Below are 26,875 nucleotides of genomic sequence, written 5' to 3'. Positions count from 1 at the left end.
ATGTACGAGAAAAGTTTGAGCGAGCTTGCGAGCGCGCTCGCAAGCCGCGCGACGTCCGCCGTTGAACTGGCGCAGCTTTATCTTCAGCGCATCGACGCGGCGCGCGAGCTGAACGCCTTCATCGAAGTCGACCCGGAACTCACGCTCGCACAAGCGCGCGCAGCCGATGCGCGGCTCGCGCGCGGCGAGGGCGGCCCGCTCACGGGGCTGCCCGTCGCGCACAAGGACGTGTTCGTCACACGCGGCTGGCATTCGACGGCGGGCTCTAAAATGCTCGCCGGCTACGAAAGTCCGTTCGACGCCACCGTCGTCGAGCGCCTCGCGCGCGCCGGCATGGTGACGCTCGGCAAGACCAACATGGACGAATTCGCGATGGGTTCGTCCAACGAGAACTCCGCGTTCGGTGCCGTGCGCAATCCGTGGGACGAGCGCGCCGTACCGGGCGGGTCTTCGGGCGGCTCGGCCGCCGCCGTGGCCGCGCGCTTGGCGCCCGCGGCGACGGCCACCGATACCGGCGGCTCGATTCGCCAGCCGGCGTCGTTCTCGGGCGTGACGGGTATCAAGCCCACCTACGGGCGCGTTTCGCGTTACGGGATGATCGCGTTCGCCTCCTCGCTCGATCAGGGCGGCCCGATCGCGCGCAGCGCCGCCGATTGCGCGCTGCTGCTCGGCGCGATGGCCGGCTTCGACGAGCGCGACTCGACGAGCCTGCAACGTCCCGATGAAGACTACACGCGCCTCGTCGGCCAGCCGTTCTCGGCCGGCGCACCCGCCGGTAAGCCGCTCGCCGGCATGCGCATCGGCCTGCCGAAAGAGTACTTCGGCGAAGGGCTCGCGCAGGACGTGCGCGCCGCCGTGGACGCGGCGCTCGCGCAATACGAGGCGCTCGGCGCCACGCTCGTGCCCGTGTCGCTGCCGAAAACGGAGTTGTCGATCCCCGTTTACTACGTGATCGCGCCGGCCGAGGCTTCCTCGAACCTGTCGCGTTTCGACGGCGTGCGCTACGGCCATCGCGCGGCCGAGTACCGCGATTTGCTCGACATGTACAAGAAGTCGCGCGCGCAAGGCTTCGGCCCCGAGGTCAAGCGCCGCATTCTGGTCGGCACGTACGTGCTTTCGCACGGCTATTACGACGCTTACTACCTGCAAGCGCAAAAAATCCGGCGCATCATCGCGCAGGATTTCCAGGAAGCGTTCAAGCAGTGCGACTTCATCATGGGCCCCGTGGCGCCTTCCGTCGCGTGGGACATCGGCGCCAAGGGCGACGATCCCGTGCAGATGTATTTGGCCGATATCTACACGCTCTCGGTCAGCTTGGCCGGCCTGCCCGGCATGAGCGTGCCGTGCGGCTTCGGCACGGGCGCAAACGCAGGCCGTCCGGTCGGCCTGCAGATCATCGGCAACTATTTCGACGAGGCCCGGATGCTGCAAATCGCCGACGCGTTCCAACGCGTCACCGACTGGCATACCCAAGCGCCGCAAGCGGCTTCGCGGGAGGCATGAACATGGAGTGGGAAGTCGTTATCGGACTGGAGACGCACGCGCAGCTCTCGACCGTCTCTAAAATTTTCTCGGGTGCATCGACGCGTTTCGGCGCCGCGCCGAACACGCAGGCATGCCCGGTCGACTTGGCGTTGCCGGGCGTGCTGCCCGTGGCGAACCGCGGGGCCGTCGAGCGTGCGATTCGCTTCGGTCTCGCGATCGGCGCCACGGTCGCGCCGCGCAGTATCTTCGCGCGCAAGAACTACTTTTATCCGGATCTGCCCAAGGGCTATCAGATCAGCCAGTACGAGATTCCGGTCGTGCAAGGCGGCACCGTCACGATCGCGGTGCCCGCGAACGAGAAGACCGGCTCCGCCGCCTACGAGAAGACGATTCGCTTGACGCGCGCGCACCTCGAGGAAGACGCGGGCAAGTCGCTGCATGAAGACTTCGCCGGCATGACGGGCATCGACCTGAACCGAGCCGGCACGCCCTTGCTCGAAATCGTCACCGAACCCGAAATGCGCAGCGCCGCCGAGGCCGTGGCCTACGCCAAGTCGTTGCACGCGCTCGTGGTTTGGCTCGGCATCTGCGACGGCAACATGCAAGAAGGCTCGTTCCGCTGCGACGCGAACGTCTCGGTGCGCCCGATGGGCCAGAAAGAGTTCGGCACGCGGGCCGAGATCAAGAACTTGAACTCGTTCCGCTTCCTCGAGGAAGCGATTCAATACGAAGTGCGCCGCCAGATCGAGTTGATCGAAGACGGCGGCACGGTGGTGCAGGAAACGCGTCTGTACGACCCCGATCGCCGCGAGACCCGTTCGATGCGCAGCAAGGAAGATGCGCACGATTACCGTTACTTCCCCGATCCCGACTTGATGCCGCTCGTCATCGACGCCGCGTGGATCGAACGCGTGAAGAGGGAGATGCCCGAATTGCCGGCGGCGATGCAGCAGCGCTTCGTCGCGCAATATGGCCTCACGCCTTACGACGCGACGGTGCTCACATCGAGCAAGGCGATGGCGGCATACTTCGAAGCCGTCGCCGCGAAGACGGGGCCGGCGCAAGCGAAGAGCGCCGCCAATTGGCTGATGGGCGAAGTGTCGTCGCAACTGAACCGCGACGGCCTCGAGATCGACGCCTGCCCCGTTTCCGCCGCGCAACTCGCCCTCGTGTTGCAGCGCATCGCCGACGGGACGATCTCGAACAAGATCGCGAAGGAAATCTTCCTGGCGATTTGGGACGAGAAGGCCAGCGACGAAGGCGCCGCCGATCGGATCATCGAAGCGAAGGGCTTGAAGCAGATTTCCGATACGGGCGCGTTGGAAGCGATCATCGACGAAGTGCTGGCCGCGAACCAAAAATCGGTGGAAGAATTCCGTGCGGGCAAGGAAAAGGCGTTCAATGCACTGATCGGCCAAGCCATGAAGGCGACCAAGGGCAAGGCCAATCCTCAGCAGGTCAACGAATTGCTCAAGAAGAAGCTGTCCTGAGCGTCACGACGATCGACGCGAGGAGGGCGGTGGGCCGGCGCCGCGAGCGCCGGCCGGTTCTGACCAACGAAGAAGGTAAGACAGAGCATGGGCAAGCGCGCGCGGTTGGACGATTTTCAAGTCCCGTTTCAAAACGGCGATCAAGCACGAAAGGCATTCTCGCTTGCGGATTTCGACCCGGGCGCGAAGCCGTTTTCGGCCGGTTCGAAGCTCGCTGACCGCGAGCGGCTGGCGAGCTATGCGGTCAAGCTCGACGAGATGCAGGAACGCTTGCACGCGCAGCGGCGAGAGCGCGTCTTGCTCGTTTTGCAGGGCATGGACACGAGCGGCAAGGACGGCACGATCCGCGCCGTTTTTCACGAGGTCGACCCGCTCGGCCTGCGTATCGCGACGTTCCGCGTCCCCACGCCCGACGAGGCCGCGCACGATTTTCTATGGCGCGTGCATCGTCAGGCACCGGCGGCCGGCGAGCTGACCATCTTCAATCGCAGTCATTACGAAGATGTCCTCGTGCCGCGCATCCGGGGCGAAGTCGACGCGGACGAACTCGCGCGCCGGTACGCCCATATTCGGCATTTCGAAACCCTGCTCGCCGATTCCGGTACGGCCATCCTCAAATGTTTCCTGCACATCTCCAAGGATCAGCAGCGCGAGCGATTGCAGGCGCGGATCGACGACGAGACGAAGCATTGGAAATTCGATCTGGCCGATCTCGAGGCGCGCGAGCATTGGGATGCCTATCAATCCGCCTACGCCGAGGCGCTGGCGGCGACATCGACCGAGCGCGCGCCGTGGTACGTCGTTCCGGCCGATTCGAAATCTCATCGCAACGTCATGGTGGCCGCGTTGCTGCTCCGGGTGTTCGAGAGCTTGAATCTCGAATACCCGCCCGCGAAGGCATCGCTGCAAGGCATCACGATCAAATGAACCGGCGGCGGCGAGTGCCGGCTCGCCTCGGTGAGGCGAGCGGTGTAGCCATCCCGCAATACTTCAATCCAATAGAACAAGGACGACCATGCTGCGAGTGATTTCGGCCAATTTGAACGGGATTCGTTCGGCGGCCAAGAAAGGCTTCTTCGAATGGTTCGGGGAGCAAAGTGCCGATGTCGTCTGCGTGCAGGAAGTCAAATGCTCGCAAGACGACATGACGCCCGAGTTTCTCGCGCCGCACGGCTTCACCGGGTACTTCCAGCACGCGGTGAAAAAGGGCTATAGCGGGGCGGGGCTCTATACGCGGCACGAGCCCGACGAGGTCGTCATCGGTTTCGGGAGCGAGGAGTTCGACCCCGAGGGCCGCTACGTCGAGGCGCGTTTCGGCAAGCTTTCCGTGATCTCGGTGTACGTGCCGTCCGGTTCGAGCGGCGAAGAGCGGCAACAGGCGAAGTTCCGCTTCATGGACGAGTTCATGCCGCACCTCGCGGCGCTGCGTAAAGAGCGTGAAGTGATCGTTTGCGGCGACGTGAACATCGTTCACAAAGAGATCGACATCAAGAACTGGAAAAGCAACCAAAAGAATTCGGGTTGCCTGCCCGAAGAGCGCGCGTGGCTGACGAAACTGTTCGACGAAGTGGGCTACGTCGACGTGTTTCGCCGGCTCGATTCGCGCCCGGAGCAGTACACCTGGTGGAGCAACCGCGGCCAGGCGTACGCGAAGAACGTCGGGTGGCGTATCGACTATCAAATCGCCACGCCGGGCATTGCCGAAACCGCGAAAGCGACATCGATTTTCCGCGACATCAAGTTCAGCGACCACGCGCCGCTGACCGTCGACTACGCGCATACGTTGACGTGATCGAGGGCGGCCGCCCAGACCTCCCCGGCGTCTCGTCTACCGGCGCCGATGCTCTGGCAGCAGCGGGTTCTCCGCGTAATACCGGCGTAAGAAGGTGTGCCGCGGCGTCTCGACGTCGGTGATCGTCTTGGTATCGACGGCGATCTGCTGGCGCAGCAGGCCGCCTTGTTCCTCGCGCGACGCGGGCCATGCGGGCAGCGAAGGATCGTTGGGCGTGCCCGTTTTCACGAAGTGGGCCACGTAGCCCGAAAAAATACGCGAGACGGCATGGTCCTGCGGCCGCCAAACGAATCGATTGGACAGTCCGAGGGTGCCCAAGGCGTATTTGATTTCGCTGCTATGGACCGCGCCGTCCTCGGGTAATTGGTCCGGTTCCGGATTGCGCTTTTGCGGGCGCTTGTGCGTATAGAGATAGAAGTAGACGGGCGCGCCGCTCGTTTCCCTATGCGCATCCACCCAGCGGCGTGTGGCATGGCTGATGAAGATATCGCTCGCCAGCGAGGTGGCCGAGCGCCGCACTTCATCGTCGTTGTTGCCTGGATACAGCGCGAGTACATCGGTGGCATAAGGGCCGAATACGCGCTTGAGCGCGGCGCGCCAATTGTGCGGCGTGGGCGGCTGGGCATCGAGAATCATCGTGTGGGGCGCTTCGTGCGAATTGCTGCCGACGAGCAGCGGTACGCGCGCTTGCGATCCTGCCGCATAGGTCTCCTCGAGCGGGTGCGTCAGGAAATGGCCGTCGATCGACGGCCAAAAGAGGAAATCGGGCTTTTCCTTGGGGCCGGTGCCGTTCAAGAGCGACTGTGCCGGAATCGCGCGCAGCTCGGCGAGCGATGCGCCGTTCATCTTTCGTTGAAAAGCCTGCGCCGCCGTGGTCGCGTCCTCGCGCGACCAAATCGTGAGCGGACCGAAGGCCGCCCCGCTTTGGCCGATGGCGCGGGCGAAGAATCCTTTGGACAACGGCGAGGCGAGATGTGCGCTGACGGCCACCGATCCCGCCGATTCGCCGCCGATGGTGACCTTATCGGGGTCCCCGCCGAATTGGCCGATGTTCTCGCGCACCCAGCGCAGCGCCGCATGCTGATCGAGCAGGCCGTAATTGCCGGCAGCGCCATGGGGAGATTCGCGCGCCATTTCCGGCAGCGCCAGGAAACCGAACACACCGAGCCGGTAATTGACCGTCACCGTCACGATGCCGCGCGAGGCAAGCGCGGCTCCGTCGTAGCGCGGCTCCGAGCTGTCGCCCGCCGCGAAGCCGCCGCCGTAGAAATACACGAGCACCGGCAGTTTGTCGCCGGACGGTTGAGCCGGCTTCCAGACGTTTAAAAAAAGGCAGTCCTCGCTCATCTCCCGCCCCCGGAATTCCATCGGAAACAAGGGCAACTGCATGCAGCGCGCGCCGAATCGCGTCGTGTCGCGCACGCCGGCCCAGGCGGCAACCGGTTGCGGCGGTTTCCAGCGAAGATCGCCGACGGGCGCGGCCGCGTAGGGAATCCCGCGGAAGCTGACCATTTCGATATCTTTGACCGAGATTTTGATGCCTTCGATCGTGCCGGAGCCCAAATCGAGACGGGGCGCCGATACTTGGGCGGATGCGTGCAGCGTAGCCGGCGCAAGGACGCCGAGCGTGGCGGCGACGAATGCGGCGGCGGCCCGTTGGCGTGGCGAGCTCAGTGACGGGAGATATTGCATGACTGTCTTCATCTTGATCCTCTCGATTCGTAAATTAATGAGTGGGACCGCAATTCGCATTGAAGACGCGAAAGAATCATCGACGCCATGAATCAATGGCGCAATGAGATGAGGCTGAATTGGATTTATGCGGAGCGATGTCGAGGTGCATCGATCCTGATCGGCGTCACGCAATTGCGCGGCGGCGTGAGAGGCATTGTCTTGTAGGATGTGCCGGTAATTAGCGTAATTTCTGCAAATAAGACCGACGGAATTGCGCGCGAACGCGGTGCTTCGTTTCGCGTATCGTTGAATTAATTATCGGGCATCCGGGTTATGTCGCAACGGGATCGATGCAATGCGCAATTCGGATGCAATGAAATGGAATCGTCGTTAGTGCGCGGTGGCGGACGCAAGCGGCCCGCCGGGGGCGAAAACCCGCTAGCGTGAGCCGCGGGCCCTTCTCGTTAAGCGCGTTGATTCCACGGTGCGATCCGTGGCAACAGCAGCATGCCGGGCACCGCCAGGGCGGCGCAGACGAGAAAGTAATCGAACCAGCCGATTTTCGCGACGACGAAGCCGCTTGCGGCCGAGGCCAGCGTGCGCGGCACCGAGGCCAGACTCGTGAACAGTGCGAATTGGGTGGCGGTATAGCGCGGGTCGGTGGTGCTCGCGATATACGCCGTGAAGGCGGCGAGCGTCAGGCCCGTGGCGAACGTCTCGAAGCCGTAGATCAGCGCGAGCGCGGCCGGCGACGGACCGATCTTCGCTAGCCACGCGAAGCCCAGCGTGGAGACGATCTGCACGAAGCCGAAGATCCACAACCCGCGCGCGATGCCGATCTTCACGAGCCAGGCGCCGCCGATGATGCCGCCGGCGAGGCTGGCCCAAAACGCCGTCGTTTTGGCGATGACGCCGATCTGCGTCTTCTCGAAGCCCAGGTCGAGAAAGAACGACGTCGACAGCGTCGTCGCCATCGTGTCGCCGAGCTTGTAGAGAAAGACGAACGAGAGCACGAGCACGGCGGCCGCCAGCCCGTCTCGCGCGACGAATTCGGCCAGCGGCGCGACGATGGCCTCGCGCAGATTTTTCGGCGGCGTGCCGTGTACTTGGGGCTCGCGCACGACGAGCGTCAGCACCATACCCGGCAGCATGAACGCCGCCGTAACGGCGAACACGGCCGTCCAGGGCAGGTGGTCCGACAAAATCAACGAGAGTGAGCCGGGAACGAGCGCCGCGACTTTATAGGCGTTCACGTGCACGGCGTTGCCGAGCCCCTGCTCGGTGTCGGCCAGCAGTTCGCGCCGATAGGCGTCGATGACGATGTCTTGGCTTGCGCCGAAGAAAGCGACGAGCGCGGTCAGTGCGGCGACGGTCCAGATCGCGTCGCGCGGCGAGACGAACCCGAGCGAGGCGATGGCGCCGGCCACGAGCAACTGGGTGGCGAGCATCCAGCCGCGGCGCCGCCCGGGCCGCCAGAACGGCAGCCTCGGCACATAGCGATCCATGAGCGGCGCCCAAACGAATTTCCACGTATAGGGAAATTGGATCAGCGCGAAGAGCCCGATCTCCTTCAGGTTGACGCCTTCCGAGCGCAACCAGGCCTGCACGAGATAAACGAGCGTGAATAGCGGCAGTCCCGACGTGAAGCCGAGAAAGACGCAAATGAGCATGTGCCGGTTGAGAAAGGCGCGCCACCCGGGGTGCGCCTCGTGGGCGCTCAACGCGGCGCTTTCATGCGACGGGGGCGGCGGGGCAATGTCTCGTTTGATGGCGGGCCTCTTCGATCCGGCGCGCTCAGGCGGGGGTGGCTCCGTTCGAGCCGCGCCTGACGCGGTAGACCGCAAGACTACCACGCCAGTTCGCGCCCCAGCGGAGCACGCGCCCCCCATGCAGGACGACGCGGTCCAAGATCTCGATGCCGACTTCGGGCGCGAGTGCCTCGAAGTCCTTGATCGTCAGCACCCGGACGTTCGGCGTGTTGTGCCATTGGTAAGGCAGCGCTTTCGAGACCGGCATGCGTCCTTGCAAAACCGACAGCCGATGCGGCCAATAACCGAAATTCGGGAACGAAACGATGCACTCCTTGCCCACGCGCACCGTTTCGCGCAGGATCGCGGCCGTTTGATGGATCGTCTGCAACGTCTGCGACAAGATCGCGAAATCGAAGCTCTCATCCTCGAACAGGCGCAGGCCGTCCTCGAGATTTTGCTGAATGACGTTCACGCCTTGTTTGACGCAGGCCAGCACGCCCGCGTCGTTGATCTCGATGCCGTAGCCGGTGACGCCGAGTTCCTCGGTGAGGAGCGCGAGCAGACTGCCGTCGCCGCAACCGAGGTCGAGCACGGTGGCATTGGGCTCCACCCAGCGGGCAATCGCGCGGAAATCGGACCGTGTGGCGAGCGAATCGATGGCGGCTTGATTCATGCGCGGACCTCCTCGGCAATGCGTTCGTAATAGGCGCGCAGCACATTGTGGTAACGCGCGTCGTCCAGCAAGAAGGCGTCGTGCCCGTGCGGCGCGTCGATTTCGGCGTACGTCACGCGCCGCTTGTGGTCGAGCAATGCCTTGACGAGTTCGCGCGAGCGCGTCGGAGCGAAACGCCAATCGGTCGTGAAGCTGGCCACGAGATATTGCGCGCGCGTATGCGCGACGGCCGCCGTGAGGTCGCCGTCGAACGCTTTGGCCGGATCGAAATAATCGAGCGCGCGCGTAATCAAGAGGTACGTGTTCGCATCGAAATAGTCGGCGAACTTGTCGCCCTGATAGCGCAAGTACGATTCGACCTCGAATTCGACGTCGAAGCTGAAGTGGTAGTCGTCGGCGCCGCCCGACGGACGCCGCAGCGCGCGTCCGAACTTGGTGGCCATGTCGTCGTCGGACAAGTACGTGATATGCCCGATCATGCGGGCCACGCGCAGTCCGCGCCGCGGTTTCACGCCGTGCGCGTAGTAGTCGCCGCCGTGGAAATCCGGATCGGAGAGGATAGCCGAGCGCGCCACTTCGTTGAACGCGATGTTTTGGGCCGAGAGCTTCGGCGTGGACGCGATCACGATGCAATGGCCCACGCGGTCCGGGTACATCAAGCTCCAGGCGAGGGCCTGCATGCCGCCCAGGCTGCCGCCCATCACCGCGGCGAAGCGCTCGATGCCGAAGGCGTCGGCCACGCGCGCCTGCGCATTGACCCAATCTTCGACGGTGACCACCGGAAAACGCGCGCCGTAGGGCTTGCCCGTGGCCGGATCGAGGCTCATCGGGCCCGTCGAGCCGAAACACGAACCGAGGTTGTTGACGCCGATGACGAAAAAGCGGTTCGTATCGAGCGGCTTGCCCGGCCCCACCATGTTGTCCCACCAGCCGACGTTTTTCGGCTCGTCCGCGTAGACGCCCGCGACGTGGTGCGAGGCGTTCAGCGCGTGGCACACGAGCACCGCGTTCGAGCGTGCGGCGTTGAGCGTACCGTAGGTTTCGACCATGAGGTCGTACCCGGCGAGCGACGCGCCGCTTCTGAGCGCGAGCGGCTCGGGAAAATGCATGCGATGTGGAGCGACGATGCCGATCGATTCCATGGGTTCCGCCTTCTAATGGGGCGGCTAAATGGTGTCGGCAATGCGCGGAAGGACGAGACAGTGCGCGGCTGACGACCTCTTTAGCCGCATTTATAGTGAACCCGGGACTGGCTCGGGTTCGCGCGCCCGCAATCGAGTCGACAAATCGGCGCGCTGCCTGATGCGATCCGCGCTTCCGGCTAAACGCCGAAGAAGGGCTCGCTTAAGGCAATGAACGGCAAAGGATAGCGGAAATTCGAATAACGCGCTATGGGCCCATCGTTACGGGGCCGGAGCCGGGAGGACGCCGTATCTGCGTCACGACATTCGCATGCAGGAGCTCGTCGCTCCGGGGGTACCACAGTTGGCTCGGCGGCGTCTGGGCGATACGCTGAATGAACTCGGGAGGCAGGCCCGCGACGCGGTAGTCGTCGAGCATAGCCTGCGTGATTTTTTGCTGGCCCAGCGCATTGAGTCCGACGAAGGTCGGTTGATGAAACCCGATACGTGCGTTGGGGGATGCGGCGCGTGTTTTGCCGGCTAGATAGACGAAGGTGCAAGCGCTGGCGCATTGCCCTCCGACATAGGTGTCGAGCCCGCGTGCGCGTACCGTTCGCGCCAGTTGCTGCGCCTCGAGCACGCGCCCCCCGTTCGAATTGAGTACGAGCCATTGCGCCGTCGGCGTAGCGTCGATCACGCGGGTGATCGCAGCTGCCGCGCCTTCGCGCAACGTACCGGCCACGATCACCGACCGTGAGTCGGGCGATACGCTCACGAAAAAATGGCCGATGGGATCCTGACCGATGGCGATCAGCCCGTAAATGCGCATCTGGGGCAACACGGTTCGCACGAAATTCGAAAGGCCGCCGATTATCCCGAGCACGACCATAAAACGTGCGACAAGCGCCCAGCCCTTCGCTCCGCCCCGAGCGGCGTGGTGTTCCGCCGACCGCCATATTCCGACCATCGACCAGATCGACGATAGAAGCGAGGCGCCCAATATCGCGAGCGTCGTCCATGCCACGAGGCGCAATGAAGCGAGACTTCGCTGCTCGATCTCGTTGATCGAGATGATGATCCCCGTCGATACGACGCTCAGCAAGCCGCCGTTGATCCAGTACGACACCGGCAATGGCAGTTCGCCGCGCCAGTGGCGGACGAGGTAATTCGACGACGGTGCGCGATCGGTCTGTCGGGCAGCGTCGATCGACGTTTCGTTAGGGCAGGCCGCCGCATCGGCGACTTCGCTCGCGCTTTCCCACACAGGCTCGATCTGTGCGGGACGCTTGCATTGCTCGGCCTTTTTATGCGCGAGTACTTTGGCGTTGACGGCGAAAAGCAATCCGAGCGCAACAGGGCGGAAAGTCGCCAAGGTCTCGTGTCCGCTCAACGTGGCGCCGATGACGAACGTGACAAGCATAATGAAAGCCGCCGCCAGACTGACGACCCAGGCGGCATTCGTCAGGCCCGGCGACGCCTTGCGGCCCAATCCGCGCCATGCCATCGCAAAAGGGACGGCGGCGAGGAGTGCCCCTTCGAACGTTTCCGCAGCTCCCGCTACGCCTCTGGCCAGCTTCGCCGCGGTGGTCAAAGCCGCAACGCCGACCAACGTCAGTACGACCGCATTCACGAGCGCCATCGCCCGTTCCCATTTCTCGCCCCGCATTCCGTTCCCCGGTTCTCACTCGTTTTTGTTGTTCACCGCGGACGCTTGCGAATCGGCTGCCGCGCGCGCCCAATGCGCGGCAGCATAGCGCCCGCGCGAGCGGACTGTCAAAGCGGGGTACAGACGTGCAGTATCAGATGCAGCTGCGCCTCGGCATGTTCGGCCGGTGCGCGCGTAAAACCGCTGCGCGCATACCGGTGCCAGCGGCCCACGACGTAGCTGACCAGCAAATTCGCGCGCATGGCGGGATCGTAGGTGGGCGGTATCGAAGGGGCTGCGGCGTGGGCCTCGTTCCCGGCGGCGGCCTGATTGGCCTCCATGAGCGCGATGCGCAAACTCTGCTTGACCGACGTTTCGACGCGCTCGAGCATCTGCGTGACGCGCTCGGCCAGCCGGGCATGCTCACCCACGAGCGCTTCGCCGGTCAGCACGCGCGTCATCCCGGGATTTTTCCCCGCAAAGTTCAGCAACATCATGCCGATCGCGCGTGCTTGGAGCACCCCGTTCGGTTCTTTTTCGGCGATTTGATTGATGAGCCCGAAGAAGGTCGCCTCGATGAACTCGATCAGCGCTTCGAACATTTGGGCTTTGCTCGCGAATTGGCGGTAGAGCGCCGCCTCCGATACGCCCAGTCGCGCGGCAAGCGCGGCTGTCGTGATTTTCTCGGTCTTGGGGGCTTCGAGCATCGCCGCGAGCGTTTGCAGGATATGCACGCGCCGCTCGCCCGGCTTCATGCGCGGCGCGCGCCCCGTGCCTTTCGGCTCGCTGTCGCCGTTTAAGTCCGCGTCTTGCTCTCCAATCGGCTCCATGTCCGCCCCGTTTCGTGACCCGGTCGGAGCGATTTTAGCGAACGAATGCGACGATCGACATAGTGGGGGCGCCCGGTACCCGGCAACCGTGTCGTTTTTCCGTCCGGATGCTTCGGTACGGGCAGATGACCGACGATCCAGACAGTGCGGATGCCGAGCCGCTTGTAGCGCTTCAAGTGCGAGCGCGTGTCTTCGACGAGAATCGCGTCCTCCATCGGCACGCGCGCTTCGCGCAGCACCCGCCGCAACATCGGCAGATCGGGCTTGGCGTGCCACGAGCCGCGCCTGCGCATGTGTTCGATCGCGATCACGCGCTCGACTAGGCGCTCGATCCCGAGTTCCGCGAGCACTGCGCGCGCGTACGTTTCAGGCGCGTTCGTCAGAATCAGTTTGCGCCCGGGTAGGCAAGCGACGAGGCGGGCCAGGCCGCGCTCGGAGCGCACCATGGCGGCCAAATCGGGGAACGTGTGCACGACGCGCAAAAAATCGTGCGCATCGATCGGATGATGGCGGGTGAGCCCGAGCAGCGTCGCGCCGTAACGTCGCCCATAGCGCAGTCTGAGCCGATCGGCTTCGGCGCGCTCGACGCTGAGCGCGTCGACGATATAGCGCGTCATGGCCTCGTTGATCGCCGGAAAAATGGCGTGCGAGGCGTGGTGCAAGGTGTTGTCGAGATCGAACAGCCAAACCGGGCCACCCGTGCGCGGGCGCATCCGGCGGCGTCTGGGGGCGAGTGGCGAAGGAGACATCGGCGGGCGATCGATGGCCGCGTTCGGGACCGAAGCCATCATGGCTCGAACGCGTGCTCGCTCAGTGCGAGCGGATCATCGTGCCGAACGGCTGCTCGGTCAAAATTTCGAGCAGCACCGAGTGCTCGATGCGGCCGTCGATGATGTGAACGGAACGCACGCCGCTCTTGGCGGCGTCGAGCGCCGACGCGATCTTCGGCAACATGCCGCCCGAAATCGTGCCGTCCTCGAACAGCGCGTCGATTTCACGCGCGGAGAGGTCGGTCAGCAAATTGCCGGACTTGTCCATGACGCCGGGGATGTTCGTCATCATGACGAGCTTTTCCGCGTTCAGGACGACGGCGAGCTTGCCCGCCACGAGGTCGGCGTTGATGTTGTACGACAAACCGTCTTCGCCGAAGCCGATCGGCGAGATGACGGGAATGAACGCATCGTCTTGCAGCGCGCGCACCACGGCCGGATTGATCGATTCGACTTCGCCGACTTGGCCGATATCGACGTACTGCCCCGGATTGTCGCGGTCCGGCATCATCAGCTTGCGTGCGTGGATGAGGCCGCCGTCCTTGCCCGTCAGTCCGACGGCGTGGCCGCCGAAGTGATTGATGAGCGTGACGATGTCTTGCTGCACCTCGCCGCCGAGCACCCATTCGACGACTTCCATCGTTTCTTCGTCCGTCACCCGCATGCCTTGGATGAACGTGCCCTGCTTGCCGATCTTCTTGAGCGCCTGATCGATTTGCGGACCGCCGCCGTGGACGATGACGGGGTTGATGCCGACGAGCTTGAGCAGGATCACATCGCGTGCGAACCCTTGTTTCAGGCGCTCTTCGGTCATTGCATTGCCGCCGTATTTGATGACGACGGTTTTGCCATGGTATTGGCGGATATAAGGCAATGCCTCAGCCAGAATTTCTGCTTTCAGCGTGGGCGGCATCTGGGTGAGGTCGAGAGGCTCGGACATGGCGGCAAGCTCGGCAGGCTACGGTTCAAACGGGGAGGCGAAAACAGGCGGAATTGTACAGGAGTGCGCCGCCTAACCGCGGTTTTTGGTCGCAGTGCGAGTATGACGCGCTGATTCTTTGACAAAGATGCATGCGGCATGCCGAGAAGGCTGGCATCATCGGCTCATCGTGTTGTTTTTACGACATATTTTGCATATTTGCTTTGATGTGACCGCCGATGGACGCCCCGCATAGCCCGCCGGAACCCGATTCGAGCCCGAGTTGCCCGCGCTGCGGTGCGGCTCTCGAGTGCGGCAGCATGACGCGGCCGTTCGATTGCTGGTGCGCGCGCCTGCCCGCGTTGCCCGGCGGCGGCGCGCTTGCACGTGAAGCGGGCGGCGCGGCGCTCCGGTGTTTGTGTCCCCGTTGCTATGCCGATGAACTGGCCGCCGGCGGCGCGGCCGCGGGCGGCGATATCGGCCAACGCCCACACTCCAGAAAGTAGGCTTCGATGCACCGTATTACGAATACCGGCCGGATGAATCTCGGGCACCTGTTTTGGTTGCGTTGCCTGGCGATTATTGGGCAACTCGTCACGATCGCCGTCGTGCAAACGTTCTTCGGCGTGCATTTGCCGTTGCCGGCGATGCTGATCATCATCGCGCTCGAGGCGATTTTCAACGCCGCCACCTGGATACGCGTATCGAGCGCGCGGCCCGAAACCGATCTCGAACTGCTCGGCCAGCTCTGGGTCGATTTGGGCGCGCTTTCGGCGCTCTTGTTCTTGTCGGGCGGCACGACGAATCCGTTCGTTTCGCTTTATCTGCCCTCGCTCGCGATCGCGGCGGCGGTGCTGCCGTGGCGGCACATGATCTGGCTCGCGATCTTCGCAATGTGCTGCTACGTCGCGCTCGGCTTCGATTCGGTCCCGCTGAACATGGACAACCCCGCGAACGTGTTCGATTACTACCGCACCGGGATGTGGGTGAACTTCATGGTGAGCGTCGGCCTGATCGCGTGGTTCGTTGCGCGCATGTCCGCCGCGCTGCGCCAGCGCGACGCGGCGCTCGGCGATGCGCAGCAACGGCTGTTGCGCGACGAGCGGGCGGTCGCGCTCGGGGTGCAGGCGGCCACCGTCGCTCACGAGATGGGAACCCCGCTCTCGACGATCGCGATGGTGACGGAAGAGTTGCGCGATGCCGCCAAGCACGACGAGGGCCTCGCGCCGTATGCGGAAGATTTCGCGCTGCTCGAGCAGCAGATGACGCTTTGCACGTCGGCGCTCGCGCGGCTGCGCTCGCGTGCATCGGTATCGCCCGCGCGCGAGCGGCTCGATAGCTGGCTCGCGAGTTTTTGCGAGCAATGGCGGCTGCGCCATCCGCATGTGAAGTTCGTGCGTCTCGGCGCGGTTGCCGACGACGTATGGCTCGACGAAACGGCCGCCGTCGGCCAGATTCTGACGATCTTGCTCGACAACGCCGCACGCGTGAGTTGCGATCACGTGACGCTGGCGGCCGCCGCTGCGGACGGTTTCATCGAATTCGAAGTATGCGATTCGGGGCCCGGCATCTCGCCGGCGTTGCGCACGAAGCTCGGCAGCGCCCCGGTCGACAGTACGCAGGGCGGACACGGCGTCGGCCTGTATCTCGCTTTCGCCGCCGCTTCGCGGCTGAGCGGATCGATCGAGCTGCTCGATGGCGAATCGCGCGGCACGCGCGCCGTGCTGCGGGTACCGGCCGCGAAGGACGAAGGACAATCGCGGCGTGCCGCGCCCACACCATTGCATTCCAAGGAGAACGAACTATGAGCGGCAATCAATTTCTCGTCATCGACGACGACGAGGTTTTCTCGGGCATCTTGGCGCGCGGGCTCACGCGCCGCGGCTTCACGACGCATCAGGCGCACAACGCCGAGGAGGCGATCGCGCTGGCCAACCAGCACCGGTTCGACTTCGTCACCATCGATTTGCACCTGGGTAGCGATTCGGGGCTGAGCCTCGTCGCGCCGCTGCGCGAATTGCAGCCCGACGCGCGGATGCTGGTGCTGACCGGCTATGCGAGCATCGCCACCGCGGTGCAGGCGGTGAAGGACGGCGCGGACAACTATCTGGCCAAACCCGCGAACGTCGAATCGATTTTGGCTGCGCTGCAAACCGAGGCGAGCGCCGCGCAAGCCGAAGCGGCGATCGAGCATCCGACGCTGCTATCGGTCGCGCGCCTCGAGTGGGAGCATATTCAGCGTGCACTGGCGGAGAACGGCGGGAACATCTCGGCGACCGCGCGTGCGTTGAATATGCATCGGCGCACGTTGCAGAGAAAGTTGGCGAAACGGCCGGTGAAGCAGTGAGGTGTTTCACGACATACGTCTGCTGGCGAAGCCTGGGCTCGCTTCCGGCCGCTCCGAGCGGCCGGAAGCCTATCGCCTAAGCTCGCCTATCGAGCGGACGGAGGTTGCGGCGTATCGACCGCGACTTCTTCCGGTGCCGCGACCGGTTGGCCGCCGGCCGTGAGGCGCTGAACCAGCCCATGCCGCGGCGCACTGCGATCCCACACCGAACTCGTCTTCTCGCCGATCGTTTGCATGAGGATGCCGCGGTTCTCGGCGACGACCGCCGGCCATCGCGGTAGCCAGCCGTCGCTGCGCGCCGTCGTGCTTTCCGTCGTGGCGCCTTGCCCGGCCGCTGCCTGCCCGCTCGGATCACCCGTCTTCACGAATTGTTCGACGTAACTCGAGAACATCCGCGATACATCGTAATCGGCGGCAGTCCATGCGTAGCGCCGAACTTGGTTCAGGTTGCCGAGCGCATAAGCGACTTGCGCGCTATGCCGCGCGCCCAGGCGCGGCTCCGCGGCTCGCGCTTTGGCGGAAGCGGACGAAGTGTCGACCTCGGGCGGCAACGGCTGCGTATAGCGGTAATAGAACACCGGCGAACGACCTGTCTCACGGTGCCGCTCCATCCATCTCCAAGTGCCGTGGCCGATGAACATATCGCTCGCCAGCGCCGTGGCGGCGTGTTTGACTTCGTTTTCATCGTTGCCCGGATAATGCGCGAGCACCTCTTCGGCCTGGGCCGGGAATTTCGCCTTGATGATTTCCCGCCAGTTCTCCGGCGTCGGCGCCGTCTCTCCGAGCAGCGCCGTGTAAGGCCGCTCCTGCGAGTTCGAGCCCACCATCAGCGGTACCTGCGCTTGTGCGCCGTTCGTGAAGACCTGCTCCGGCAGTTCGGTCAGAAAGTGGCCGTCGACGCTGGGCCAAAACGCGATGGACTCCGGTGCGATATTCGGTTGCGTCGCCGCGGCGAGCAGCGCCTGCGCCGGCAGGGAGCGCAGTTGTTGCAACGAGCTCGCGCCGACGCGCGTCGCGAATTTCGCCGCCGCTTCTTGCGCCTCGTCGCGTCTCCAAACCTCGTTGGGTGCGAATGCGCCGCCGCTTTCGCCGATGGCGCGCGCAAAGAGTCCGCGCGAAAGCGGCGAGGCCATATGCGTGCTCACGGCAATCGAGCCCGCCGACTCGCCGGCGATCGTGACGTTCGACGGATCGCCGCCGAACTGCGCGATGTTGTCGCGCACCCAGCGCAGCGCCGAAACCTGATCGAGCAGCCCGTAGTTGCCGGCCGTGCCATGCGATGATTCTTGGGCCGCTTCGGGCGGAGCGAGAAAACCGAACACGCCGAGCCGGTAATTCACCGTCACCATGACGATGCCGCGCGAGGCGAGGTTGGCCCCGTCGTAACGCGGCGACGAGGCGTCCCCCGCCGTAAAGCCGCCGCCGTGGAAATACACGAGCACGGGCAGCTTCGCGTCAGCCGCGCGCGAGGGCGCCCAGACGTTCAAATATAGGCAGTCCTCACTCATTTCCTTCGCGCGCGTGTCGCTCTTGCTCGCGGGGACAGGCTGCATGCAGCGCGGCCCGAACTGCCGCGCTTGCCGTACGCCGGCCCAGCGGGCGACCGGCTGCGGTTCGCGAAAGCGGAATTCACCGGTGGGCGCGGCGGCGTAGGGGATGCCGCGAAAGACGCGCACGTCCTTATGCGGGCCGCGCATCTGCAAGCCCTCGACGATGCCGTCGGCCAGCTTGACCTGAGGCGCGAGCGGTGCGCGTGCGGGCGTGGACGCGCCCGGGGTGGCGGGGGTGGCCTGGGTAGCGGATGCGGCGGTGCCGCACGAGAGCGCCGCCGCTGTGGCGATGGCTGTTACGAGATGGCGCTTTACTGCGTGATTCGACGATGTCTGCACGAGTTGCCTCCTTTTCAGATCGGACGGTTGTCCAATAAGCCCGCCTTGGCGGTGGGAGACTCGATCTTCGGCGTCGTACAAATCGGAGCGGCGCGCGCCGGGCTATTTCCGACTGAATTACGATTCCGGCGGTGACGGCGCATCGCGTTCGATGCGTCCATCCCCGCCGGTTTCACGCCTACAGCACGTATCTACAGCACGTAGCGCGAGAGATCCTCGCTTTGCGCGACCTCACCGAGTGCGCGATCGACGTAGGCCGCATCGATCTTGACCTTCTGGCCGGAGTGATTGCCGGCCGAGAACGACACTTCCTCGAGCAGCTTTTCGATCACGGTATAGAGCCGGCGGGCACCGATGTTTTCGGTCCGCTCGTTGACCGAGAAGGCGATTTCGGCCATGCGCTTGATACCGTCTTGCTCGAATTCGAGTTCGACGTCTTCCGTCGCGAGCAGCGCTTGATATTGCTTGACGAGGCTCGCGTCGGTGGCGATCAGGATCGATTCGAAATCCTCCACCGACAGCGAATCGAGTTCGACGCGGATCGGAAAGCGCCCTTGCAACTCAGGGATCAGATCGCTCGGCTTGGACAGATGAAATGCGCCGCTCGCGATGAACAGAATGTGATCGGTCTTCACCATCCCGTAGCGCGTGTTGATCGTCGTGCCTTCGACGAGCGGCAGCAAGTCGCGCTGCACGCCTTGGCGCGATACTTCGGCGCCGCCCGCTTCGCTGCGCGAAGCGATCTTGTCGATTTCGTCGAGAAAGACGATGCCGTTTTGCTCGACGTTTTGGACGGCCTTCGTCTTCACTTCCTCGTCGTTGAGCATCTTCGACGCTTCTTCGTCGGTCAAAAGCTTCAGCGCTTCCTTGACCTTCACCTTGCGGCGCGTCTTCTTGCCGCCGCCGAGATTCGCGAACATCGAGCGGATCTGCTCGGTCATGTCCTCCATCCCGGGCGGGCCCATGATGTCCATGCTCGCTTGCGGCACTTCGACGTCGAGCTCGATCTCCTTATCGTCGAGTTGGCCCTCGCGCAGGCGCTTGCGGAACGTCTGGCGCGTCGCGTTGCCGCTCTCGCCGTCGTCGCTCGCCGTTTGCGCGCCGAAGCCCACGGGGCGAGCGCTCGGCAACAAGATGTCGAGGATGCGGTCCTCGGCTTGGTCCTGCGCTTTCGTGCGGACCTTGCGCATCTCCGTTTCGCGCGTTTGCTTGAGCGCGATCTCGATCAGGTCGCGCACGATGCTGTCGACGTCGCGGCCGACGTAGCCTACTTCGGTGAATTTCGTCGCCTCGATCTTGATGAACGGCGCATCGGCGAGCTTGGCCAGACGCCGCGCGATCTCCGTCTTACCGACGCCCGTCGGTCCGATCATCAGAATGTTTTTCGGCGTGATTTCCTGACGCAGCGGCTCGCCCACTTGCTGCCGGCGCCACCGGTTGCGCAGCGCGACGGCCACGGCTTTCTTGGCCTTGTTCTGGCCGATGATGTGTTTGTCGAGTTCCGAGACGATCTCGGCGGGGGTCATGGTGCTCATCGCTTCCTCACTCGCTTGGCGCTTATTCGATCGTCTCGATGACGCGGTTATGGTTCGTGTAGATGCACATGTCGCCCGCGATTTCGAGCGACTTTTCGACGATCTCGCGCGGCGACAGCGCCGTGTTATCGGCCAATGCCCGTGCCGCGGCCTGCGCATAAGCGCCGCCAGAGCCGATCGCGCAAATGCCGCCCTCGGGGTCGAGCACGTCGCCGTTACCGGTGATGACGAGCGTCGTTTGGGCGTCGGCCGTGATCAGCATCGCCTCGAGCCGGCGCAGCATGCGATCGGTGCGCCAATCCTTGGCGAGCTCTACGGCCGCGCGCGTCAAGTTGCCTTGGTGCTTTTCGAGTTTCGCCTCGAAGCGATCGAGCAGCGAAAACGCATCGGCGGTGCCCCCCGCGAAACCCACGAGGACCTTGCCGTTGTAGATGCGCCGTACTTTCTTTGCGCCGCCTTTCATGACGATGTTGCCGAGCGTCACTTGGCCGTCGCCGCCGAGCGCAACTTTGTCGCCGTTGCGCACGGAGACGATCGTCGTGCCGTGAAATTGCTCCATGGTGCGTTCCTCGAGAATACGGAAGGGGCTTGCGCGGCACGCGGCCGCGCGAGCTTGAAAACGGGTGGCGGCGGACAGCAACCCAAAGCGATACCGCGCGCGCATTCAGCCCATTTTAGGGCGTGCGCGGATTTATCAAGGGGAGGGGCGTCGATCGACGCGTGCCGCGGCCGATGGCTGGCGCACCCGCCACGCATCGGTAAGCTTTTCCGGGTCGAGGGCCGTAGCGGCTTGCCGCAGGTCGTCGCCGATGCGATGCCCAAAAGAAAAAAGCGCGCGGGATACCGCGCGCCTCGTTGGAAGCAGCGTGCAATCGCGCGGCACGTGCGTGCCGCGCTGCCGGTGCATCAGTCGCCGAACAGCTTTTGCCGCAACTCGCGGCGCTCTTGCGCCTCGAGCGAGAGCGTGGCCGTGGGCCGCGCGAGCAGACGGGGGACGCCGATCGGCTCACCCGTTTCCTCGCACCAGCCGTAGTCGCCCGCTTCGATGCGCGCAAGCGACTGCTGCACTTTCTTCAGCAGCTTGCGTTCTCGATCGCGCGTGCGCAGCTCGAGCGCATGCTCTTCCTCGATCGTCGCGCGATCGGCCGGATCGGGCACGATCACCGTTTCGCGCAGGTTTTCGGTCGTCTGCCCGGCGTTGCGGAGAATCTCCGCCTGAAGCTGTTCGAGCCTGTTCTTGAAGAAGGCGAGCTGATCCTCGTTCATGTAATCCTTGTCGCTCATCTTCAGGATTTCGGCTTCGGTCAAGAGTCGTTTCGTCGTCATCTGCGTGCTTCTTCAATGTGAGGCAAAACCCATACATATTGCCCGCACTTTCGTATTGCCCGCAAGCGGTGCTAGGCAAGCGCCGGCGCCCGCGGCCCAGTGGCCGTCAAGACGCCGTCGCGCCGATGCGGGGCCGAACTCCTTAAGGAAACCGATCCTCGGGTGCTCCTACCCTTCGATACGGCGTCGCAGCACGAACCTCGCAATGCGCGAGCCTCGAGCGCGGCGTCTTTCGGTGTCTCGATTTTTTGTTTCGGCCTTGTCCGGATAAGGTTTCCCGGTGCCGTCGCATAACCCGCCGATAAGCGGCGGGGCGTATTGTAACTGAATCGAACTTCGGCGCTGCAACAGAGAAAACCCTGTCGCGGCGCGTTCCAATATCCTGAAAATATAGCGCGCGCCCGTGCAAAAAGCGAACGTTCGGCTAGCGAGGTGCGTGTGGCGCCCCACCTGTCGGACGATTTATACGAGGCAGGCGTCCAGGCCGTCTGTGATGAGGTCTTGCGGCAGGTCGATGCCGATGAACACCATTTTGTTCGTCTTCTTTTCGACCGGCAGCCATTTGGCCGCGAGATCGCTTCCCATCATCTGGTGCACGCCCTGGAACACGACCTTGCGGTCGACGCCCTTCATATACAGAACGCCCTTGTAGCGCAGCAGCCGCTCGCCGTAGATCTGCAGCACGCCGCCGAGGAAATCCTCGAGCTTGTTCGGATCGAACGGGCGGTCGTTGCGATAGACGAACGACTTGATCCGATCGTCGTGGTGCGCGTGGTGATGGTGCGCATGGCCTTCGTGCTCGCAATGGCCGTGGTCGTGATCGCAGTGCTCGTGACCATGATCGTGAGCGTGGTCATGGCCGTGATCGTGATGATGCGCGTGGGCATGATCGTCTTCGGCGAGGAAGTCCGGATCGATCTCGAGCTTTGCGTTCAGGTTGAAGCCGCGCAGATCGAAGATTTCCTTGATGTCGGCGTCGCCGAAGTTCACCACCTTGATCGCCGCCTTCGGATTCATGTGGACGAGGCGGTGGCGCAGATCGGCCAGCGTGGCTTCGTCGACGAGATCCGACTTCGTGATGAACAGGCGATCGGCAAAGCCCACTTGCCGCTGGACGACTTCGTGTTCGTCGAGTTGCGCGTCGGCGTGCTTGGCGTCGACGAGCGTGATGATCGCGTCGAGCAAGAACGCATCGCCGATCTCGCTATCCATGAAAAACGTCTGCGCAACCGGGCCGGGATTGGCGAGCCCCGTCGTTTCGATGACGACGCGATCGAACGCGATCTCGCCGGCGCGCTTGCGGGCCGCCAGATCGCCGAGCGCGCGCGCCAAGTCGCCGCGGATCGTGCAGCAGATGCAGCCGTTGCTCATCTGGACGATCTGCTCGGCCTGTTCCTGAACGAGGATCTCGTTGTCGATGTTCTCCTCGCCGAACTCGTTTTCGATCACGGCGATCTTCATGCCGTGCTTTTCGGTGAGGATGCGCTTGAGCAGCGTGGTTTTGCCGCTGCCTAGGAAGCCGGTCAAGATGGTGACGGGGATCATGTTCAATCGCCTATGGGTCGAAAATCAGGGACGGTTCAAGCGAGCCGGCCACGAAAATAGTGAAGCATACCGGCGAGCGCGCATTTGCGCCGAGGCCCCGTGGAACCTCGTTGCCGCCGAGCGTGCGCCCTAAGTGGGGGCGGTCATACGATTTGCAACAGTAGTCCTTTCAAGTACTCGCCTTCGGGGAAGGCGGCCAGCAGCGGATGGTCCAGGCCCGCGCCCAGGCGCTTGAGTATCCGCGCGTCCACACGCGCATCGGCCGCGGCGCCGGCGACGATCTTCTGGAACAACTCCGCATCGATCGCGCCCGAGCACGAGTAGGTGAACAGCAGCCCGCCCGGGCGCAGCATCTTGAAACCCGACAGGTTGATGTCCTTGTAGGCGCGCGCTGCCCGGTCGACGTGCTCGCGCGCCGGCGCGAACTTCGGCGGATCGAGCACGACGAGGTCGAATCGGTCGCCCTCGTCCACGAGGCGGCGCAGCGTGCGGAACGCGTCGGCGTCGAGCCACTCGGCGCGCCCGGCGTCGAAGCCGTTGGCCTCGACGTTCGCACGCGCAAGGGCGAGCGCTTCGCCCGACGAATCGATCGAGACGACGCGCCCCGCGCCGCCGCCCAATGCCGCGAGCGAAAAGCCGCCCGTGTAGCAGAAGCAATTGAGCACGTCGCGCCCGGCTGCGTACGTTTGGACGAGGGCGCGGTTATCGCGCTGGTCCACGTAAAAGCCGGTTTTGTGCCCGGTGCGAACGTCGACGTGATAGCGCACGCCGTTCTCGCGCGTAATCAACGTTTCGGGCGGCGCGTCGCCGGCCAGCACGCCCGTGGTTTGCTCGAGCCCTTCCTTTTCGCGGATGGAGACGTCCGAGCGTTCATAGACGTTCGGGCAACCCGTCGCGCCGACGAGCGCCGCCACGATCGCTTGCTTCCACGCTTCCACCCCCGCGGCCATGAACTGGCAGACTAGCTGGGCGCGGCCGGCGCCGCTGTCTTCCGTGTAGTAATCGACCACGAGTCCCGGCAGGCCGTCGGCTTCGCCGAAAATGAGCCGCACGGCGCCCGTGTCGCGTACGAACGCTTGCCGGTGCGCGAAGGCGCGCTGCACGCGCCGCTTGAAAAACGCGTGATCGACCGGTTCGGTCTCGTCGAAGCTCCACACACGCAGGCGGATTTGGGAATGCGGGCTGTAGGCCGCCCTTGCGAGGAAACGGCCGTCGTGAGCGCGCACGAGGACAGTGGCGCCGGAGGCGGGCTTGCCCTCGACGTGCTCGATCGCGTTCGCATAGACCCACGGGTGGCGGCGTAACAGCGATTTTTCCTTCGAGGGCTTGAGCGTAACGGTGTTCATCGATGGGAGTTCAGCAAAAAACGAAAGTTCGGCGGCGCAGCTAGCGCACGCGGGGCTCGCGCGTTAGCCGCGCTTTTTCGCGCGCGGATGCGCGGTGTCGTAGATGCGCGCGAGGTGTTGGAAATCGAGCGACGTATAAATTTGCGTCGCGGCGACGCTGGCGTGGCCGAGCAACTCCTGCACGGCGCGCAAATCGCCGCTCGACTGCAATACGTGCGTCGCGAACGAATGGCGCAACACGTGCGGATGGACATTGGCCGGAATGCCGGCTCGCAGCGCCGCGCGCTTGACGCGCTCGCGCACGACGTTCGGCGACATACGCGCGCCGCGCGCCGAGAGAAACAGCGGATGCGGGTCGGCTTTCACGAACTGGCCGCGTACCGCAAGCCACGCACTGAGCGCCTCGAGTGCCTTGCGCCCGACCGGCACGGCGCGCTGGCGCTTGCCCTTGCCGAGTACCGTTACCTCTGCTGCCGCCATGTCGAGCCAGCCCGCCGAGCGGTAGCCGTCGCCTTCGGCATACACGGCATCGAGCCCGACGAGCTCCGAAAGCCGTAACCCGGACGAGTAAAACAACTCGAGGATCGCATGATCGCGCAGGCCTTCGGCGCTTTCGCTCGGACCGGCTTCCATCAGCGCGGCGGCGTCGTCGACGGAGAGCGCTTTGGGCAGCCGCTTGGGTTGCTTCGGCGCCCGCACGGCAGCGACCGGATTCGCGGGGATTTCGATCCGCTCGCCGAGCCAGCGGTAAAACGCGCGCCAAGCCGAGAGGCGGTGCGCGATCGAGCGCGCCGACAGCCCTCCCGCATGCGCCCGGGCAACGGCCCCCCGCATATCCACCGCCGCCAAACTGGCCAGTGGTCTACCGTTCGCCAATTGCACGAGCGTCTCGAGTTCGTGCGTATAACTGCGCAGCGTGTGCTCCGATAGCCTGCGCGCATGCGCCAGGTCGGCCAGATACTGTGCGACCAGTTCGGAATCGGTTGAGGGCACGGTCGGGCGCGTCGCGAGCGATGCGGCTTATCGGGCGAGCAGCCGGCTCAGCGCCGCGCTCGCGAGCGTGCCGATCTGCAGCAGGAAATCGGTTGCCATGCCCTCGTGGAAGCGCCGCGGATCGGGCGAGCCCATGACGAGCAAGCCGAACGCGGGTGTCGCGGGCGCGCTGAGCTCGGCGCCGTCGGCGGTGCTCGCTTGCACGGCGGCCGCTTCGACCGCACGCGTTTCGCGTAGCGCAAGCAGCACGACCGATTGCACGGCGCCGGCCTCGCCCGTGGCGGTTTGACCGGCACTCTCGCCCGCGACCAGCCATTGCGCCGCCTCGAAGCCCGAATTCGCGCCGCAGTAAGGAGCGTCGAGCCCATTGGCGAACAAGCGGACCTCCTCGCCCACTTGGCGCGCGAATTCCGCGTCGCGATAAGTGTCGGCAACGTCCCACAGCCGCAGCGCCGCTTGCGGCACGTCGAACACCTCCATGAGCCCTTGCGCGACCGTGCGCGGCAACGCGTGGGCGTCGCGCTCGGCGATGACGCGCGCGGTCCAGCGGTTGAACTTGGCGGCGATGCTGTCGTTCTCGTGCCCATAGCGGAGCAGTTCTGCCAGGCGCCGCTCGAGCACCTTGTTCTTCTCGCGCAGCATGTCCATCTGGCGCTCTTGCAGCGAGACGGCGGCTTTACCGTGCGGGTTGGCGAGCCGGATCGCGGCCAACAGCTCCGCATGTTGCGAGAAGAATTCCGGGTTGGCGAGCAGGTAGTCGGCGACTTCGCGATCGTTCATGAGTGTCGGCAAAAGAGCGGGCAAGAGCGAATGGGTGAAAAAGGGCGGGTGCGTTGCAAGCGTATCGGATCAGTCGGCAAGTTCGATTTCGCCCTCGAATACGGTCGATGCGGGCCCCGACATCATGAGCGGCGCGGCTTCGTCGCGCGCGCCGTCCCAGGCGATCGTCAGCGTGCCGCCGAGCGCATGAACCGTGACGGGTGAATCGAGCAAGCCCCGGCGAATGCCGGCAGCCACCGCCGCGCACGCACCCGTGCCGCAGGCTAGCGTCTCACCCGCCCCGCGTTCGTACACGCGCAGCGCCACCTCGCCGCGCGACACAATCTGCATGAAGCCCGCGTTCACCCGCTGCGGGAAGCGCGCGTGGTGCTCGATCTTCGGGCCGAGCTCGGCGATCGGGAACGTGCGGACATCGTCCACGACTTGCACGGCGTGCGGATTGCCCATCGACACGACCGACACCATGCACGTGCGATCGTCGATCTCGAGCGGCCAGAGCGTATCGGCCCCCTCGCGGCGGCCGTCGAGCCCCGTGGCGTCGAACGGGACGCGGGCCGGTTCGAACACGGGCGGGCCCATATCGACGACCACCTCGCCGTTTTCCTGCATCGTGAGCGTGATGAGGCCGCCGTGCACTTGCACCCGGACGCTGCGCTTGTCGGTCAAGCCGGTGTCGCGGACGAATTTCACGAAGCAGCGCGCGCCATTGCCGCAATGCTCGACCTCGCCGCCGTCGCAGTTGAAGATGCGGTACTTGAAATCGGCGCCGGCGGCCGTGGGCCGCTCGACGAGCAGCAGTTGATCCGCGCCGATGCCGAAATGGCGATCGGCGAGCGCGCGCACTTGGTCGCGCGTCAGGGCGAGCGGGCGGCTATAGCCGTCGAGCACGACGAAGTCGTTGCCCGCGCCGTGCATCTTGGTGAACTTGAGCTTCATGATGCCGCTATTGTAAGGGACGCCTAGG

General features: G+C 64.4%; 24 protein-coding genes. 7 read left to right on the top strand and 17 right to left on the bottom strand.

The genetic code is table 11. The features are described 5' to 3' along the window. The 4 genes from gatA (at position 1) to C0Z18_RS12055 (ending at position 4,767) form a co-directional block, all read left to right on the top strand. Positions 1-1,503 carry an Asp-tRNA(Asn)/Glu-tRNA(Gln) amidotransferase subunit GatA gene (gene gatA, locus C0Z18_RS12070; protein WP_102645644.1) on the top strand — a complete coding sequence of 501 codons (1,503 nt, stop codon included), beginning with the start codon at positions 1-3 and terminating at the stop codon, positions 1,501-1,503. After that, entirely contained in the window at positions 1,500-2,975 is a 1,476-nt protein-coding gene (gene gatB / locus C0Z18_RS12065; protein WP_102645643.1) for an Asp-tRNA(Asn)/Glu-tRNA(Gln) amidotransferase subunit GatB, read from the top strand. Before gatA ends, gatB begins: the two co-directional genes overlap by 4 nt. Positions 2,976-3,062: 87 nt before the next feature. Beyond that, the gene (locus C0Z18_RS12060; protein ID WP_102645642.1) at positions 3,063-3,902 is read left to right on the top strand and encodes a PPK2 family polyphosphate kinase; all 840 of its coding nucleotides are present in this window, start codon (positions 3,063-3,065) and stop codon (positions 3,900-3,902) included. An 88-nt stretch (positions 3,903-3,990) separates the two neighbouring features. After that, the gene (locus C0Z18_RS12055) at positions 3,991-4,767 is read left to right on the top strand and encodes an exodeoxyribonuclease III (protein WP_102645641.1); all 777 of its coding nucleotides are present in this window, start codon (positions 3,991-3,993) and stop codon (positions 4,765-4,767) included. Between the two features lie 36 nt (positions 4,768-4,803). Here the strand turns inward: C0Z18_RS12055 and C0Z18_RS12050 are convergent, their stop codons facing one another. The 8 genes from C0Z18_RS12050 to argB all read right to left on the bottom strand — a co-directional run bounded on the left by C0Z18_RS12050 (position 4,804) and on the right by argB (position 14,171). Further along, positions 4,804-6,471, bottom strand: coding sequence for a carboxylesterase/lipase family protein (locus tag C0Z18_RS12050; protein WP_158244225.1), 1,668 nt, complete (start codon positions 6,469-6,471; stop codon positions 4,804-4,806). Between the two features lie 434 nt (positions 6,472-6,905). After that, on the bottom strand, positions 6,906-8,198 hold the full coding sequence (locus C0Z18_RS12045) for an AmpG family muropeptide MFS transporter (RefSeq protein WP_102645697.1): 1,293 nt from the start codon (positions 8,196-8,198) through the stop codon (positions 6,906-6,908). Positions 8,199-8,235: 37 nt separating this feature from the next. Next, the gene (metW, locus tag C0Z18_RS12040) at positions 8,236-8,865 is read right to left on the bottom strand and encodes a methionine biosynthesis protein MetW (RefSeq protein ID WP_102645639.1); all 630 of its coding nucleotides are present in this window, start codon (positions 8,863-8,865) and stop codon (positions 8,236-8,238) included. After that, positions 8,862-10,007, bottom strand: coding sequence for a homoserine O-succinyltransferase MetX (gene metX, locus C0Z18_RS12035; RefSeq protein WP_102645638.1), 1,146 nt, complete (start codon positions 10,005-10,007; stop codon positions 8,862-8,864). The genes metW and metX overlap by 4 nt, the downstream gene beginning before the upstream one ends. A gap of 247 nt (positions 10,008-10,254) precedes the next feature. Further along, positions 10,255-11,625, bottom strand: coding sequence for a COG3904 family protein (locus tag C0Z18_RS12025; RefSeq protein WP_158244224.1), 1,371 nt, complete (start codon positions 11,623-11,625; stop codon positions 10,255-10,257). A 134-nt stretch (positions 11,626-11,759) separates the two neighbouring features. After that, positions 11,760-12,461, bottom strand: a complete 702-nt coding sequence (slmA, locus tag C0Z18_RS12020) for a nucleoid occlusion factor SlmA (RefSeq protein ID WP_102645636.1) — start codon at positions 12,459-12,461, stop codon at positions 11,760-11,762. Continuing rightward, entirely contained in the window at positions 12,428-13,210 is a 783-nt protein-coding gene (locus C0Z18_RS12015; RefSeq protein WP_233217282.1) for a pyrimidine 5'-nucleotidase, read from the bottom strand. Before C0Z18_RS12015 ends, slmA begins: the two co-directional genes overlap by 34 nt. 61 nt (positions 13,211-13,271) lie before the next feature. Next, entirely contained in the window at positions 13,272-14,171 is a 900-nt protein-coding gene (argB, locus tag C0Z18_RS12010; protein ID WP_102645634.1) for an acetylglutamate kinase, read from the bottom strand. 218 nt (positions 14,172-14,389) lie between these two features. Here argB and C0Z18_RS12005 point away from each other — a divergent pair, with 218 nt between their 5' ends. Genes C0Z18_RS12005 through C0Z18_RS11995 form a run of 3 tightly spaced genes read left to right on the top strand, consistent with a single transcriptional unit; the run spans position 14,390 to position 16,497 of the window. Then, positions 14,390-14,656: a cysteine-rich CWC family protein gene (locus tag C0Z18_RS12005; RefSeq protein WP_102645633.1), complete on the top strand. Its 267-nt coding sequence runs from the start codon at positions 14,390-14,392 to the stop codon at positions 14,654-14,656. A 6-nt stretch (positions 14,657-14,662) separates the two neighbouring features. After that, a complete protein-coding gene (locus C0Z18_RS12000; protein ID WP_102645632.1) occupies positions 14,663-15,958 on the top strand; it encodes an ATP-binding protein in 1,296 nt (431 codons plus the stop codon). Then, complete coding sequence (locus C0Z18_RS11995) at positions 15,955-16,497, top strand: response regulator transcription factor (RefSeq protein WP_102645631.1); 543 nt, start codon at positions 15,955-15,957, stop codon at positions 16,495-16,497. The genes C0Z18_RS12000 and C0Z18_RS11995 overlap by 4 nt, the downstream gene beginning before the upstream one ends. An 86-nt stretch (positions 16,498-16,583) precedes the next feature. Here C0Z18_RS11995 and C0Z18_RS11990 read toward each other — a convergent pair whose 3' ends face one another. The 9 genes from C0Z18_RS11990 to dapF form a co-directional block, all read right to left on the bottom strand. Further along, complete coding sequence (locus C0Z18_RS11990) at positions 16,584-18,386, bottom strand: carboxylesterase/lipase family protein (RefSeq protein ID WP_102645630.1); 1,803 nt, start codon at positions 18,384-18,386, stop codon at positions 16,584-16,586. A 191-nt stretch (positions 18,387-18,577) separates the two neighbouring features. Next, entirely contained in the window at positions 18,578-19,921 is a 1,344-nt protein-coding gene (gene hslU / locus C0Z18_RS11985; protein WP_102645629.1) for an ATP-dependent protease ATPase subunit HslU, read from the bottom strand. Positions 19,922-19,943: 22 nt separating this feature from the next. Further along, a complete protein-coding gene (hslV, locus tag C0Z18_RS11980; RefSeq protein ID WP_102645696.1) occupies positions 19,944-20,480 on the bottom strand; it encodes an ATP-dependent protease subunit HslV in 537 nt (178 codons plus the stop codon). 347 nt (positions 20,481-20,827) lie between these two features. After that, on the bottom strand, positions 20,828-21,247 hold the full coding sequence (gene dksA / locus C0Z18_RS11970; protein WP_102645627.1) for an RNA polymerase-binding protein DksA: 420 nt from the start codon (positions 21,245-21,247) through the stop codon (positions 20,828-20,830). Positions 21,248-21,709: 462 nt separating this feature from the next. Next, on the bottom strand, positions 21,710-22,792 hold the full coding sequence (locus C0Z18_RS11965; protein ID WP_102645626.1) for a CobW family GTP-binding protein: 1,083 nt from the start codon (positions 22,790-22,792) through the stop codon (positions 21,710-21,712). A 143-nt stretch (positions 22,793-22,935) separates the two neighbouring features. Continuing rightward, positions 22,936-24,138 carry a class I SAM-dependent rRNA methyltransferase gene (locus tag C0Z18_RS11960; protein ID WP_102645625.1) on the bottom strand — a complete coding sequence of 401 codons (1,203 nt, stop codon included), beginning with the start codon at positions 24,136-24,138 and terminating at the stop codon, positions 22,936-22,938. A gap of 63 nt (positions 24,139-24,201) precedes the next feature. Then, positions 24,202-25,131: a tyrosine recombinase XerC gene (gene xerC, locus C0Z18_RS11955; RefSeq protein WP_102645624.1), complete on the bottom strand. Its 930-nt coding sequence runs from the start codon at positions 25,129-25,131 to the stop codon at positions 24,202-24,204. Between the two features lie 27 nt (positions 25,132-25,158). Continuing rightward, the gene (locus C0Z18_RS11950) at positions 25,159-25,911 is read right to left on the bottom strand and encodes a DUF484 family protein (RefSeq protein ID WP_102645623.1); all 753 of its coding nucleotides are present in this window, start codon (positions 25,909-25,911) and stop codon (positions 25,159-25,161) included. Between the two features lie 69 nt (positions 25,912-25,980). Then, on the bottom strand, positions 25,981-26,847 hold the full coding sequence (dapF, locus tag C0Z18_RS11945; protein ID WP_102645622.1) for a diaminopimelate epimerase: 867 nt from the start codon (positions 26,845-26,847) through the stop codon (positions 25,981-25,983). Between the last annotated feature and the right edge of the window lie 28 nt (positions 26,848-26,875).

Source organism: Trinickia dabaoshanensis, assembly GCF_002879885.1.
Classification (GTDB): Bacteria; Pseudomonadota; Gammaproteobacteria; order Burkholderiales; family Burkholderiaceae; genus Trinickia; species Trinickia dabaoshanensis.
The sequence above is the reverse complement of the archived record's forward strand: the minus strand, read 5'-3'. Positions and strand labels throughout refer to the sequence as shown.